At 41.1% G+C, this 13,275-nt stretch carries 17 protein-coding genes; 5 read left to right on the top strand and 12 right to left on the bottom strand.

The window, feature by feature from the left end:
• Positions 1–336: 336 nt before the first annotated feature.
• Positions 337–972: an FMN-dependent NADH-azoreductase gene (locus NST57_RS02390; protein WP_024720223.1), complete on the top strand. Its 636-nt coding sequence runs from the start codon at positions 337–339 to the stop codon at positions 970–972.
• 34 nt (positions 973–1,006) lie between these two features.
• Here the strand turns inward: NST57_RS02390 and NST57_RS02385 are convergent, their stop codons facing one another.
• From NST57_RS02385 to NST57_RS02335, 11 genes are all read right to left on the bottom strand, one after another.
• On the bottom strand, positions 1,007–1,780 hold the full coding sequence (locus NST57_RS02385) for an IclR family transcriptional regulator (RefSeq protein ID WP_341297958.1): 774 nt from the start codon (positions 1,778–1,780) through the stop codon (positions 1,007–1,009).
• Positions 1,781–1,794: 14 nt separating this feature from the next.
• On the bottom strand, positions 1,795–2,799 hold the full coding sequence (locus NST57_RS02380; RefSeq protein WP_142154022.1) for a 5-oxoprolinase/urea amidolyase family protein: 1,005 nt from the start codon (positions 2,797–2,799) through the stop codon (positions 1,795–1,797).
• On the bottom strand, positions 2,796–3,542 hold the full coding sequence (pxpB, locus tag NST57_RS02375) for a 5-oxoprolinase subunit PxpB (RefSeq protein ID WP_142154019.1): 747 nt from the start codon (positions 3,540–3,542) through the stop codon (positions 2,796–2,798). The genes NST57_RS02380 and pxpB overlap by 4 nt, the downstream gene beginning before the upstream one ends.
• Before the next feature lie 19 nt (positions 3,543–3,561).
• A complete protein-coding gene (locus NST57_RS02370; protein ID WP_142154017.1) occupies positions 3,562–4,353 on the bottom strand; it encodes a putative hydro-lyase in 792 nt (263 codons plus the stop codon).
• A gap of 4 nt (positions 4,354–4,357) precedes the next feature.
• Positions 4,358–5,575, bottom strand: a complete 1,218-nt coding sequence (locus tag NST57_RS02365) for an NRAMP family divalent metal transporter (RefSeq protein ID WP_341297957.1) — start codon at positions 5,573–5,575, stop codon at positions 4,358–4,360.
• 24 nt (positions 5,576–5,599) lie between these two features.
• Positions 5,600–6,358 (bottom strand): LamB/YcsF family protein, encoded by a 759-nt coding sequence (locus NST57_RS02360; protein ID WP_341297956.1) that lies wholly within the window; start codon positions 6,356–6,358, stop codon positions 5,600–5,602.
• A 602-nt stretch (positions 6,359–6,960) separates the two neighbouring features.
• A complete protein-coding gene (locus NST57_RS02355) occupies positions 6,961–8,094 on the bottom strand; it encodes a response regulator aspartate phosphatase (protein WP_142154012.1) in 1,134 nt (377 codons plus the stop codon).
• Between the two features lie 108 nt (positions 8,095–8,202).
• Entirely contained in the window at positions 8,203–8,634 is a 432-nt protein-coding gene (locus NST57_RS02350) for a DUF1878 family protein (protein ID WP_341297955.1), read from the bottom strand.
• Between the two features lie 17 nt (positions 8,635–8,651).
• On the bottom strand, positions 8,652–9,071 hold the full coding sequence (locus NST57_RS02345; RefSeq protein ID WP_341297954.1) for a hypothetical protein: 420 nt from the start codon (positions 9,069–9,071) through the stop codon (positions 8,652–8,654).
• A 443-nt stretch (positions 9,072–9,514) separates the two neighbouring features.
• The gene (locus tag NST57_RS02340; protein ID WP_445818774.1) at positions 9,515–10,294 is read right to left on the bottom strand and encodes a Cof-type HAD-IIB family hydrolase; all 780 of its coding nucleotides are present in this window, start codon (positions 10,292–10,294) and stop codon (positions 9,515–9,517) included.
• 103 nt (positions 10,295–10,397) lie between these two features.
• Entirely contained in the window at positions 10,398–10,664 is a 267-nt protein-coding gene (locus NST57_RS02335; RefSeq protein WP_017366629.1) for an excalibur calcium-binding domain-containing protein, read from the bottom strand.
• 184 nt (positions 10,665–10,848) lie between these two features.
• Between NST57_RS02335 and NST57_RS02330 the strand changes: the two genes are divergently transcribed.
• The 3 genes from NST57_RS02330 to NST57_RS02320 are packed head-to-tail and all read left to right on the top strand — an operon-like array spanning position 10,849 to position 11,818.
• A complete protein-coding gene (locus tag NST57_RS02330; protein WP_341297952.1) occupies positions 10,849–11,229 on the top strand; it encodes a VOC family protein in 381 nt (126 codons plus the stop codon).
• Positions 11,230–11,251: 22 nt separating this feature from the next.
• Entirely contained in the window at positions 11,252–11,545 is a 294-nt protein-coding gene (locus tag NST57_RS02325) for a DUF5316 family protein (protein ID WP_341297951.1), read from the top strand.
• 30 nt (positions 11,546–11,575) lie between these two features.
• A complete protein-coding gene (locus NST57_RS02320; RefSeq protein ID WP_142154001.1) occupies positions 11,576–11,818 on the top strand; it encodes a DUF2651 family protein in 243 nt (80 codons plus the stop codon).
• A 243-nt stretch (positions 11,819–12,061) separates the two neighbouring features.
• On the opposite strand, the gene NST57_RS02315 is transcribed toward NST57_RS02320, so the two are convergent.
• Positions 12,062–12,454, bottom strand: coding sequence for a RidA family protein (locus NST57_RS02315; RefSeq protein ID WP_341297950.1), 393 nt, complete (start codon positions 12,452–12,454; stop codon positions 12,062–12,064).
• Between the two features lie 350 nt (positions 12,455–12,804).
• Between NST57_RS02315 and NST57_RS02310 the strand changes: the two genes are divergently transcribed.
• On the top strand, positions 12,805–13,266 hold the full coding sequence (locus tag NST57_RS02310; RefSeq protein ID WP_341297949.1) for an FMN-binding protein: 462 nt from the start codon (positions 12,805–12,807) through the stop codon (positions 13,264–13,266).
• Positions 13,267–13,275: the final 9 nt, after the last annotated feature.

The raw sequence follows: 13,275 nt of genomic DNA, 5'->3' as shown, positions 1-13,275 counted from the left end.
GGCATCCACCTTTTTTTCAAAGACGCAGGATGAGCGCATTTACAAACACTTTACTTGCGATATCGATCCATTTTTTGTTCAATGGGAGTAGGTTTTTTTGCTTAAACCGTTGCTTTGAAGCGTTTCAGAAAAATTTACAAACTTTTTATCTTGATTTCAAGACTTTATACCTTGACTTCAAACTATATAGTGATTACAATGAAAATATCAGTTTTTATGTAACTGTGCTTGTTACATCTTTTTCATAGCATTCCAATATGATTAAAGATGCCACATATTCAGTGTATCTTTGGGATACGCTAAAAAAATCATTGAAACAGGAAGGATTGAATGAACATGGCAAAAGTTTTATACATCACTGCACATCCGCATGATGAAACAGTTTCTTACAGTATGGCTACTGCTAAAGCATTTATCGAATCTTATAAGGAAGCAAATCCAAGTGACGAGGTTGTACATATCGATTTGTACAAAGAAAACATTCCTCACATTGATGCAGATGTATTCGCTGGATGGGGCAAGCTTCAATCTGGTGCTGGCTTCGATACACTTTCAGCTGAAGAGCAAGCGAAAGTTGCTCGCCTAAACGAATTAAGCGATCAATTCGTTTCTGCTGACAAATACGTATTTGTTTCACCACTTTGGAACTTCTCATTCCCACCAGTTCTTAAAGCATACATCGACTCTGTTGCGGTAGCTGGTAAAACATTCAAATACACTGAGCAAGGTCCTGTTGGATTACTAACAGACAAAAAAGCGCTACACATCCAAGCACGTGGCGGATATTACACTGAAGGTCCTGCTGCTGAACTAGAAGCAGGTCACCGTTACCTTGGAACAATTGCAAACTTCTTCGGTATTCCTTCTTTCGAAGGCCTTATTGTTGAAGGTCACAATGCTGAGCCTGCAAAAGCAGAACAAATTAAAGCAGATGCAATCGAACGTGCAAAAGCTTTAGGTAAAACTTTCTAATCATGAACACGCAAAAAACCAATGATCTTAACGGTCATTGGTTTTTTATTTGTTCAGATGCAAAACCTAATTCTTTTGAAATGCCGCTGGCCGCTTTTTTGACCTGCTCAATTAAATAAGGGAGCCGTTCCTTTTGATAGCCGGCCTCAAACCCTGCAATACTAATGCCTGCTGCCACTTCTCCGTGATGATTGAAAATGGGCGCTCCAATAGCGGCAGTATAGTTTTCAAGCTCTGAATAGCTTAACGTATATCCGCGCCTGTTTGATTCTTCGATCATGTTTCGCAGGACATCTTTATCGGTAATGGTCCCGATCCCGATTTTCCCGAGCTCTACCGAATCAATATAGGCAAGTCTCTCTTCCTCTGGCAAAAAGGAAAGAATACTTCTCGCACAAGCTCCCGCATATAATGGGGATCTTCTTCCGACAGCGGTATAGAGCCGGACAGGCTGCGTTCCTTCCATTTTCTCCACATAAATGGCTTCATCTCCTTCACGAATAATGAGCTGAACAGCCTCACCTACCTCATCACGCAAGTTTTCCATAAAGGGCCTTGCAATTCTACGGATATCGAGGCGCTCGGCAACAAGCTGACCGTATTCAAGGAACATCAATCCTAATCGGTAAACACCTGAAGGATGCTTTTCTAATAACCCCGTATCAGCTAACGAGTTGGCCATTCGGTGTACAGATGTTTTGGGCATGCTCGAGAGCTCAATCATGTCATTTAACGTTAATTGTTCGTTTGTAATAAAAAGCCGTAATATCTCCATTGATTTCACAACGGTTTTATTTGTGTTCTGCATGTTTCTCACCTTTTCTAAAACGAAAATGCTTCTAGTTTTAATCTTGCCGTCAGGTCCTTCATCTCTGCTTCTTGTGTGAATAAGGCTTGCTCTGCTTCTTGGCGTTCAATTTGTTGAAACGTGAGATTCGCTCCAGGCATCGCCTGCGCAATGAGCGGCAAATCGACTGTTGCCACCTCACCAATACGGGGATATCCACCTGTCGTCTGGCGATCTGCGAGCAGAATAATTGGCTGGCCGTCAGGAGGAATTTGAATAGAGCCAAAAGCAACCGCTTCTGAAATCAATTCAAGTTTTTGCTTTAAACGAATCGGTTCTCCTTTCAATCTGCATCCCATACGATCAGATTGGGGAGTGACCTGATAAGACCGTTCGAAAAAAGCTTGCTGCGATTCTTCCTGAAAATGAGATAGATGTCTGCCTGCCAGCACCCGAATGACTGGTGATTTCCCGAGAGGCAAAAAATGAGCATGATTGACTGTCCAGTCTGGCGCACGTTCCCCTTTGCTTTTTAACATGTGAACGAGGCGCTCCGCCAGTGGTGACGGTTCTCTAATTGGCAGGACGTCTCCTTTTTCTAGCGGACGCCCTTCTATCCCGCCTATCTTCGCTCTGACGTACGTACTTTTACTTTTCATCACCGGCTCAACATCAAATCCACCGGCTACAGCGAGGTAGGAGCGGCATCCCCTCTTACAAGGGCCAAAGGTGATCGTGCTTCCTGCTCGAATGAAGAGCGGTTTCCATAGAGGCGCTTGTTCCCCGTCAATCTCAACCTCCACATCAGCACCGGTCAAGGCGATCAGCTGATCCTTCTGACATGTAAACACTGGGCCGGGTCCCATTAATGTGATTTCCAGCACCGCTTCATTTTCTTGATTCCCGGTGAGGATGTTGGCGATTCGGAGCGAGAGCGAGTCCATGCCGCCGCTCGTTAACACACCGTACTTCTGATAGCCTATTCTCCCTTTATCTTGAATGGTGGTGAACATTCCTGGCTTGATGACATGAATACTCAACGGTCTTCCTCCTTCATGCTGAAAAATTCCTTTTCAGACAGTTGAACAAATCGAACCTCGTCCCCTGCCTTTAGTAGACTAGGTCTCTCAGCATTCGGCCGAAATAAGGACAAAGGGGTTTGTCCAATGAGCTGCCAGCCTCCGGGTGTAGATATCGGATAAACCCCTGTCTGCTTCCCCGCAATACCCACAGACCCTTTCGGAATCGACATTCTTGGTGTTTCTCTACGCGGAGCTGCAATTTTTTCAGAAAGTCCGCCTAAAAACGGGAACCCAGGAGCAAACCCAATCATATAGACAAGATACGTCCCGGATGTGTGAATACGTACAACTTCTTCAGGCGTCAAACCATTGATACGGGCGACTTCTTCTAAGTCAGGACCGAGCTCTCCTCCATAACATACAGGAATGTCGACGATCCGGCGCTTTGCCTGATTCCCCTCCTGCCAGTTGTCTTCAAGGAGGTTTTCAATATAGTCTTTGACCCATTCATACGGAGAGATTGCACGTTGCTTAAGCTGAGCAGATTGATACACCTTATAAGGCTCATAAAAGACGGTCACGTTTGTAAAAGCTTGAACAGCTTCCACATATCCTTCAAATGGATGCTGTTCAATACATGAAAACAGCTGCTTCACACGCTTATGAATGTCTTCACTTATGTCAGTCCCGGCTTGAATGACAATGGCTGCGTCTCCTAGCGGGTGGAACGTGATCGTATCTTTTATCGTTGAAAATGCCAATCTTATGACACCTCTCTTTCTACAGGACACCGAGCTTTTGATCTCTTAAGTCTGTGATAAACATATGACCGGGTGCATGGGTGATCGCAATGTCTGGCTTAGTGTGCATAACGATGGCTTGCGGCGTCACACCACATGCCCAAAACACCGGGACTTCCCCTTCTTTGATCACAGATGGTTCTCCAAAGTCTGGTTGATCTAAATGTTCAATGCCAATCAAAGCTGGATCACCTATATGGATAGGACCGCCATGTACTGATGGGAATCTAGACGTCACCTGAACACTTCTTGTGACTTGATGCGCTGGGATCGGCCTCATACTGACAACCATCGGACCATGAAATACACCTGCCCTTTCACATGGTATGTTCGTTTGATACATTGGGACATTATGACCGTCTTCAATATGGCGGACAGGAATGTCATTCAGCATGAGCGCATGCTCAAACGTAAAGCTGCATCCGATGAGGAAGGCGACCATATCATCTTCCCAATAGGAAGAAATATCTGTTACCTCTTCTTGAAGAACCCCTTTTTGGTAAACACGGTATTTAGGAAAATCCGTTCGAATATCCGCATCAGGTGCTGAACGCCTCGGCACTGGATCACCTACATCAAGCACATCAAGCAAAGGGCACGAAGCCGGATTTCGCTGACAAAATAAAAGAAAATCGAAGGCTAGTTCTTTTTTGACGATCATTAAGTTGGCTTGCGTAAATCCCTCTGCAAAGCCAGCGGTTGGTCCTGTGATCTTCTGCTTACGAATCAATTCCCTGATTTGTGACGGCTCGTAGGTTTGATATGCATTCATATGATCAGCTCCATAGTTTTGGAATTTCATTGATGATGGTATATCCGCCCATAATTGCCATGATGACAACAACAAACGCACCTGTTGCTGTCAAAAAGAATGGATGGCGATAATCACCGACAATCTCTTTTTTATAGGCGGCGATCAGTAATGTTCCTAGTGCAAGCGGCAAGATCAATGCATTGATGGCCCCAACCAAAACCAATATGTTCACAGGTCTTCCAATCGTGATAAAACAAATGGTCGAGAGCGCAATGAATCCAACGATAATGCCTCGTTGATTTTTCTCGATTTTTGGTGAGAAGGTTTTAAAGAAGGAAACGGAGGTGTATGCCGCTCCAATGACCGAAGTAATGGCAGCAGCCCACATAATGATGCCGAACATTTTATACCCAATATTTCCAGATGCTAATTGAAAAACAGACGCAGGCGGGTTCGCTGGATCAATCTGTAAGCCTTTTGAGACAACTCCTAGAACGGCTAAAAATAAAGCCACACGCATCACGGATGTGATCAAAATACCGAAAACGGAGCTTTTTGTCACTTGAGGCAGTGCTTCCTTCCCCTTAATGCCAGCATCCAGCAGACGATGACCACCAGCAAAAACGATATAGCCACCAACTGTCCCGCCGACAAGTGTGACAATCGATAACATGTCAATTTTCTCTGGCACGAAAGTTCTCATAACCGCTTCTCCAACTGGCGGTGCTGTGGAAATAGCCACATACAGCATCAGACCAATCATGACAAAACCAGCGATTTGTGTGAATCGGTCCATCGCTTTTCCTGCCTCTTTGATGACAAAAATGAGAATGGCAATGACTGCACTGACCCCAGCCCCTATGCGGGGATCGACGCCGAATATGACCTGAAAACCGAGACCCGCACCAGCGATATTTCCAATATTAAAGGCAAGACCCCCAATGACAATCAAACAGGCTAACACATATCCGAGCCCCGGCAGAACCATATTGGCAATGTCCTGACCCCTTTTTTCCGAGACGGCAATGATACGCCATACATTTGTTTGCGCAAAAATGTCTAGCAAAATCGAAATCAAGATGACAAACCCAAAGCTAGCTGTGAGCTGCTGTGTGAACACCGTTGTTTGTGTTAAAAATCCCGGTCCAATGGCGGACGTTGCCATTAAAAAGGCTGCGCCCATCAGCATAGAACGGTTCCCTTTTGGAGCTTTCATGTGTTTGGCTTTCTCTCTTCTCATGCTGTTTCCCCCTTTGATGACGATTTATCGAAAGGCCTTGAGTTGAATATTGGCTTCTTTTAGCTTCGCTGTAATGGTTTTTGCAAATTGAAGTGCGTGACTGCCATCCCCGTGAATGCACACCGTATCTGCTTTGAGCTGAACATCTTGCCCTTGTACTGTCCGCACTTTCCCCTCTCTTACCATACGGATGACCTGCTGAACTGCCTTTTCATCCTCTTCAATGAGTGCATGAGGTTCACGGCGGGACGTCAGTGTCCCGTCTGGTTGATAGGTCCGATCAGAAAAAACTTCATGTGCCACTTGAAGATCGATTCTTTCCCCTGCTGACGCAAGTTCACTGCCTGACAGTGCAAATAGCACAAGGTTTGGATCAAAATCATATACAGCTTTCACAATTGATTCAGATAATTCAGTATTTTTAGCCGCCATGTTGTAAAGGGCGCCGTGTGGTTTCACGTGCTGCATCGTACCGCCTTCTGCTTTCAGAAAGGCTGATAGTGCACCAATTTGATAGATCACAAGATCATAGGCTTCCTCTGCTGAGATAGCGATTGGACGTCTACCAAAACCGATTAAATCTTGCAGACCTGGATGTGCACCAATTTGGACCCCTTTATCCAGTGCCATTTTAACCGTCTTTCTCATCACAGTTGGATCTCCCGCATGAAAACCGCATGCAATATTGGCTGAGGTAACATATTCAAGAATTTGTTCATCTGAACCGATGGTGTATTGACCAAAACTTTCTCCCAAATCACAGTTAATATCCACTTGATACATAGGACCCCTCCTTGTCGTTCCGAATTACGGAATAGAAAGTCCGAATATTCGAATTTATATTGATTATACCAACTTTGGATAGACTGCACATGAAATTGTTAGAAAATATAACAATAGAACTAGGGGATTGTGTCCCTTGCATACTTTCGGTCTCATTCTCAAAAAGGTTATTCTATCAACCTTTTTATATATTAAACAAGAACAAACGTTTGCAAACAAATGCAGATAAAAACATTCATTTGGGGTAGTATCGGGGGAGAATTGGGGGAGTTTTTTAATAATGGACAGACGTAAAAGGAGCGTAAAATGAACATAAACAAAATAAGATCACTTCTATATAAAACATCAAAATACCTAGGTGACGTCAACGCCGTTCAAAAAGGTACTATCGGAAAACGTATCATGCGACGTGCTGCGGGTAAAACAACCGGCAAGCTAATGAAAAAGATATTCAAATAAAAAAGCCCCGTATAGGGCTTTTTTAGGCAAAATAACCAATACTTGATGTATGTCCTCTTTGGGCTTCATTGTAGGTATCGTTTGACGAAACATAACTAAAAGCACCTAACACACTTACAATTATTAATATGGTTACTACTGACTTAAATTTCATAAAGACAGTCTCCCCTTTTAATTTGGTGTTGGAAATAAAGAACCTTCTCATAAAATTCGTTTGCTCGCTCTATATCTCCTGCTTTATTATAATGCTTCGCTGCATCTTTCGATAAATCTTCAAGATTCGCCAAAAAGGACTTTGACTCCAAGTATTCCATTGCTTCTTTTATCCGGTTTACATTGTTTTCTATGTATAATGATTTCAATAAAATAAACGTATTCACAAATATGTCATCTTTTAATTTTTCAGCTAGTTCAATGCCATTGTTTAAAGCGTATAACCCTAGATCACTTTGACCACTTTTAAAATAGGATTTCGTCAACATGACTAGCGGATCGAGAATTTTGTTTAAATGTTCATATCCTCTTTCTTTGAATGAATTTATTGAATCGTTAAAGTATTTAATTGCAACAGATAATTCGTCGTTGTGAAAATAGCTTAATCCTAAATTATATAGCGCTGATCCTTCTAATCGTTTTGTTGAGTTTTCGGCAGCTTTTTCTAGTGCGTGTTCAAAATGCGGTGAGGCTTTTTCTGGGCAGCCCATATCTATATAGTTTAACCCAATGACAAAAGAACATTGTATTTCTCTAACTGTGTATGTTTCTTTTTCTCGGTAACATTCTATCGCCTGTGCTATATGGTGCATAGACATGTGGTTTTGTTTCATGTGGTAATAGATTTCAGCCATCTTGTAATTAAATTCGGCACGTTCAATATCATCACTTACAAGAGATAGCTTTTTTTCTGCTCGTTTGTAGAAGGTAATGGCGTTGAGGTATTCATAGTTTTCAAATTCGTACATGCCATAGAAAAAGTTAAAATAATAATCAAGTAAACCCGTTAATTTCTCTTGGTCCCTTTTGATCTTCATTGCTAACTCTCTAAAGTTGGCACGCTCTTTTCCATTTTCCAATGGATTCAAATAATCCAACATTAATTTATGTCGGAACTCCATAAGTGAGAAGTATAATAATAAATCTTGGTTTTCTTCCATATCATCGAGCAAAGATTTTATTTCTTCTTTATATGCTTCGGCGTCCGGTACGTTAAATCTTTGAATATGGTAATACCATTCATTGATTTTCATACCGACATGAGAAGAAAGCACTTTCTCCATAAGACCCTACACCTTCCTTGATATTCCCTATAATGACATATATTATCATTTTCTGAATAATTCCACACCGAAAAGAAACCGCAAAAGCAAACACAAAAAAGACCTCTCTTAATCAAGAGAGGCTTCTAATTCTTCAAGAAGAAATTCACATACTTTAGGTTGAATATGTTGTCTCTTCAAACTTAGTAAAAGGTACTTAGAATTAATGCTGTCAGAAAAGATTTTTTCTTTTAGTAATTCAAATTCCTTTATACTTGGTTTTTCATCTTTTGTTAAGTCTTCCGGCAAGATTGAGAAATTCTCATATAAAAGTTTATCTTCTTCGCTAACATGTTGATGATATTCATTTGAATTTTGATCAGTGTCATCCGTTAGTCTATGCGAAAGTACATTTAACACTTTACAAATCATCTTTACTTGTTTTTCATCGAGATTGTGATCCAATGCATACATAAAAAAAGGATGCTCTTCATTTACCACCATTTTTTTCAAAAGGTAAACTTGGTACTTTAATAATTCTAATTCTTTTTCAATAGACATTTAAACAACTCCATTTTTTAAATACCTTGCATAATGGCCCAAGCAATTGAGCGAGCAGCGCTAATTGGAAAACCTAACTCAAAGTGCATAAAATCAATCATCGTTTGTTCAATATCTTTTGATAGTTTATCAAGTTTGTTTGCAATTGCTTTTGAGTTCTCGGCTACCCGCTTGCCATTCTTTGAACTTAAATTGCCTAGCAATTTACCTATAAGGGGGCCGCCATGCCTTAGGGCAAATACTAAAGCATCTTTTTTCAAACCTTTTGTGCTTGCTTTAGGTTCATTCATTTCAACAGCTGTTTGTAAGACTGTTCTTTGCAATTTAGTTTCTACATTTGTTGAAGTCTTTGTCTCCGCTGCAAAAGAAGTTACTGGTGACAAAATTGAAAATAAAGTTGTTAGTGTTAGTGTCCCTGCAATGATTTGTTTTTTCATTTTGAATTCTCCTCAAAAGCAGATGCATCCACAAGTGTTTTTTGGCCTGAAAAAACATTAGCAAATCCAGGCAATATTTTATACATTTTTTATCAATTTTGAACACATTTAGTCTTTTAATCCTTATTTAGTTAACAAAAATCAGGATATATTACTCTTTATGGTAAATACTTTGAAGATGCAATCAATTTATAAACTAGGGGAGGTTTAAAATAAATACCCTAAAAACCCCTTTATACCAGTGTATTTCAAGCTCATATAACATTAGAACTAGGAGAAAATAAAAAGTGAGAGGTCATGTCCTCTCACTTTCAGCGTGTCGACAAACTCTCGCATTCTTTGTTCGTCCTGCGCGCTAGTGCTTACGAAAAATCGCTCCGCAAAAGTAGTTGTCCATCCTAGACTGCAAAGGTTTTTTGTCAACAATCTGTTTTTCTACTCGTTTATTTAGACAGCACCCAATGTTGGATGGCTTTTGCTACCCCGTGCTCTGTATTAGGAGCCGTAATCCAATCAGCCGCTTCTTTCACAACTTCTTGTGCATTGCCCATTGCAATGCCTAATCCGGCTTCTTGAATCATCGCCATATCATTCAAACTGTCGCCAAGTGACATGACGTTGTCCATTGTACAGCCTATGCGTTCTGCTACTTTTGCAAGAGCTGCCGCTTTGTTAATGCCTGCTGCATTGACTTCGATATTGGTTGGACTGGAATTCGTGATTTCTAGCTGTCCATTTGTTTTCAATGTATGGAGGACTTCCTCACGAACAGCATCGTCATGAATATCAAAACCGAATTTCAACCATTCGTGGTCATGAATGCGTTCTGGGAATTCTCCTCTCCACACTTTATCCACAGTAGATGCCCAGTAATCGGTTTCGTATCTGTTTTTTAGATCCCACATCATCTGAACGTGATCGGGATGCAACAGTTCTCGTTCGATCAACTGGAAGTTTGAATCCCAAATTTCACTTCCGTTCGCTGTGACAAGATAGGAAGAGAGTTTCAGCGGCTCGACCAGCTCTCGGCATGTCATCAGCGTACGTCCTGTGCTAATCACCACATGGACCCCTTTGGCTTCTGCTTCTTTAATGGCTTGTTTATTTTCCTGAGGAATGACGTGCTCACTGTTTAACAGCGTGCCATCCATATCAATGGCAATCAATCGGATGTCTTTCTTATCAGCTTGTGTTGACAAATTGAGTACCCCACTTTGTATCATTTTTTGAATCTATCTTTATTTTAATATAAAGATGAAGATGGCACAAAGGGACGAGTTTGATCCCATAGAAAAAAGACCTTGTGACAGGTCTTTTTACTTCTTCTTAACGTTCACACGCAATGCCGTCTTTATCACGGTCAAGGTGTTTATTTTTTAAGTAAAGTGCTTTTGATACATAAGGCTTGTACTTCGTTTTTCCACCTTTGTTTTTCGTATTTTTGCTTTTTGCCACGCCGCCTTTATACACTTTGTTGAGTGCTTTGCAGTTTTTGTACTTGACTGTCTTTGCATCCGCTGTGTGTGTGTCAACTTGTGTAAAGCTAAGTAAAAGACCGAAAGACAAGACAGCGACCATGATTTTTTTTAACATGTAAGTTCCCCCTATTTTTTCTCATTTTACATTTTTATCATATGTCACCACATTTTGTTTTTCAAGACGATCGAGGTGAAAATATTGGTTTTTTTGGAATTCAATGAATCTTATGACCCATGTGGTAAAATGAGTGGGAAACCTTTCCGGTTTTGACACGTATATGAAGAAAGGAGCTTTCCATATGAAAATGAAATATACCATTCTATATGTAAACGATGTTGAAGCAAGTATTCAGTTCTACCATCATATCCTCGGTTTCCCGATTAAATTGAGGGTTGAATCCTATGTTGAGTTTGATACAGGAGAAGTCACCCTATCGATTAATTCACGCCAAGATGTGAAAGAGGCACTTGGGCTGCCTGTTCCAGAGGCAATCAGCTCATCACAAACGTTTGAGATTGGCTTTGTTGTGGATGATGTGAATGAAACCATTGCGTCCTTGAAGGGAAAAGGGGTACCTGTCATCAAGGAACCTGCCAAGAAGCCGTGGGGACAAACGGTCAGTTATGTGTCTGATCCTGATGGACATTTCATTGAAATATGTGATGCGGTCTCCTCATAGCTGTCCGAAGGAGTGAAGCGTAATGAGTAAGAAACATGCTTTTTTTGCTGGTGTTTGCTCCATGATTGTGATTTGCAGTGCGGCGCTCATATTACAGCACCATGAATGGATTGGGTTTGTCAGTGGTGGAATCTCTATTATTGCGTTTGTTGCATCTGGATTTCTTATGGGTGCATGGACCAGCGGGGACGAGGCACGAGCGGCCTATCATTCTGAAACAAAAGAACACCGGATGTGGCGTCTTGATACGGCTTTTCTTTTCATCATCTTTGCCCTTCCGCATATGGGTGCTGCACTATTATATATTTTTATGTAAATAGTTGGTTTGTTCAAAGGAGTGATCAACATGGCTGTTTTTGTCTTATTCGTTGTATTTGGTTTACCTATGATCTCTGTGCTGATTGGGATTTTCGGCACATTGTTTTTAAAGAACATTTGGTTTCCTACCTTGATTGTGCTGGTAGCGAGTGTGATTCTAATGTTCACCTCTATTGGTGGAAATAAAACCTTTCTCATTTGGGTCATCATCTACACAGTCTGTGCATTTCTCGGTGCATTCATTACAAAGCGATTCCAAGCTGTTTCATAAATACTCATCAAAAAAAGAACAGTTTGCACTGTTCTTTCAGATTGTTGACAAAGGGCTAAAATGACCTTGATTTTAGCCCTTTGTCTTCTTTTCAGCGTGATAGAAAACCTTTGCAGCCCTAGGAAGGACGAGTACTGGCGCGGAGCAAATTTGACATTCGTGAGCACCAGCACGCAGGACTGACAAAGAATGCAAGGGTTTGTCTACACGCTGAAAGAACAGTTTGCACTGTTCTTTTTTTAATTAAATATCCGCACACCATAGCTCTATTTCGATTTTCAGCTCTGGCCACCCTAATGCCGTCACATAGGCAACGGTCATTGATGGATATGCCGTTTTGAAGATTGCATCCCACTGTGGATATAGATGATCCCAATCAATTTCTTCTGTTGCCCAAATATTGACTTTGATGACGTGTTCTTCATTCAATCCTTCTGATGCAAGGACTTTTTTTATATTTTCAAACGTATTGGTGACTTGGTCGTTTAAGCTTGATGGGATCTGTCCATCCGCTCCTGTCCCTACTTGACCTGATGTCACAAATAACCCCGCACCCTTTGGCACCCTTGTGATATGACTGTAGTTGCCAACGGGTTTCGGCATACTTTCTGGATTTTTCCTCGTGATTTTTTCCATGTATATCCCTCACTCACTATGATTTTTCTGCGTGTTTTTCCTCCTGTAGACAGACTTCACCAATTTTTGTCTATCCTAAAAGAAAACAGCAGTGGAGTATCCGTAGCCACAAGGTAAGAACATCAATATTTTCTTTTTCATGGTCGAAACACTCCTTTTTAATTGCGTGAGCAAGGTTTAGATTCATTTCATCCTACCTGATAAATGAACCACAGTCAAAAATAAATGATAAACGATAACGTGCAATATTTTGATTCTTCATACCCATTATCTAAAATCGTTCTTTTCTTGTTCATGGTTTGTTCAAATTTCTTCTATATAGTAGATGGTAATAGGAGGTAGGATACATCATGGCAAAAATAAATAAGAAAATGATTAGTCTTTGCACCGCAGCTATCAGCAGCTTATACATCACTGGTTATGCAACTACCCATCATGCGCAAGCCGTTCAGACAGCACAATCAAATACACAAACAGACACTTCTAATAATACATCTCTCACATCAGATACTACTGCCACTCAAACAGAAGATACCACTTCAGAAACTGAACTCAAGGATGGTACTTACTCTGGTACTGGATCAAATGAGATTGGCTCTATCAGTGTATCTGTTACCATCCAACAAGGAAATATCACTTCTGTCGAGATTACGAGTGATAACACTAGATACGGGCAAAGCTCCATCTCATCATTACCTAATGAAGTGGTTATCAGACAAAGTGCTGATGTAGATACGGTGAGTGGTGCAACATTAAGTACTCAGGATTTTGAAACAGCTGTTGCTCAGGCTTTAGAGCAGGCAAAGGCATAGAGAGGAGAC

Source organism: Bacillus sp. FSL M8-0077 (genome assembly GCF_038050255.1).
Taxonomy (GTDB): domain Bacteria; phylum Bacillota; class Bacilli; order Bacillales; family Bacillaceae; genus Bacillus; species Bacillus altitudinis.
The sequence above is the reverse complement of the archived record's forward strand: the minus strand, read 5'-3'. Positions and strand labels throughout refer to the sequence as shown.

What these genes read in the sequence shown, in the direction of transcription:
- NST57_RS02390 (WP_024720223.1), top strand. Translation starts at nt 337, where the DNA reads ATGGCAAAAGTTTTATACATCACTGCACATCCGCATGATGAAACAGTT.
- NST57_RS02385 (WP_341297958.1), bottom strand. Translation starts at nt 1,780, where the DNA reads ATGCAGAACACAAATAAAACCGTTGTGAAATCAATGGAGATATTACGG.
- NST57_RS02370 (WP_142154017.1), bottom strand. Translation starts at nt 4,353, where the DNA reads ATGAATGCATATCAAACCTACGAGCCGTCACAAATCAGGGAATTGATT.
- NST57_RS02365 (WP_341297957.1), bottom strand. Translation starts at nt 5,575, where the DNA reads ATGAGAAGAGAGAAAGCCAAACACATGAAAGCTCCAAAAGGGAACCGT.
- NST57_RS02360 (WP_341297956.1), bottom strand. Translation starts at nt 6,358, where the DNA reads ATGTATCAAGTGGATATTAACTGTGATTTGGGAGAAAGTTTTGGTCAA.
- NST57_RS02355 (WP_142154012.1), bottom strand. Translation starts at nt 8,094, where the DNA reads ATGGAGAAAGTGCTTTCTTCTCATGTCGGTATGAAAATCAATGAATGG.
- NST57_RS02350 (WP_341297955.1), bottom strand. Translation starts at nt 8,634, where the DNA reads ATGTCTATTGAAAAAGAATTAGAATTATTAAAGTACCAAGTTTACCTT.
- NST57_RS02345 (WP_341297954.1), bottom strand. Translation starts at nt 9,071, where the DNA reads ATGAAAAAACAAATCATTGCAGGGACACTAACACTAACAACTTTATTT.
- NST57_RS02340 (WP_445818774.1), bottom strand. Translation starts at nt 10,294, where the DNA reads ATGATACAAAGTGGGGTACTCAATTTGTCAACACAAGCTGATAAGAAA.
- NST57_RS02335 (WP_017366629.1), bottom strand. Translation starts at nt 10,664, where the DNA reads ATGTTAAAAAAAATCATGGTCGCTGTCTTGTCTTTCGGTCTTTTACTT.
- NST57_RS02330 (WP_341297952.1), top strand. Translation starts at nt 10,849, where the DNA reads ATGAAAATGAAATATACCATTCTATATGTAAACGATGTTGAAGCAAGT.
- NST57_RS02325 (WP_341297951.1), top strand. Translation starts at nt 11,252, where the DNA reads ATGAGTAAGAAACATGCTTTTTTTGCTGGTGTTTGCTCCATGATTGTG.
- NST57_RS02320 (WP_142154001.1), top strand. Translation starts at nt 11,576, where the DNA reads ATGGCTGTTTTTGTCTTATTCGTTGTATTTGGTTTACCTATGATCTCT.
- NST57_RS02315 (WP_341297950.1), bottom strand. Translation starts at nt 12,454, where the DNA reads ATGGAAAAAATCACGAGGAAAAATCCAGAAAGTATGCCGAAACCCGTT.
- NST57_RS02310 (WP_341297949.1), top strand. Translation starts at nt 12,805, where the DNA reads ATGGCAAAAATAAATAAGAAAATGATTAGTCTTTGCACCGCAGCTATC.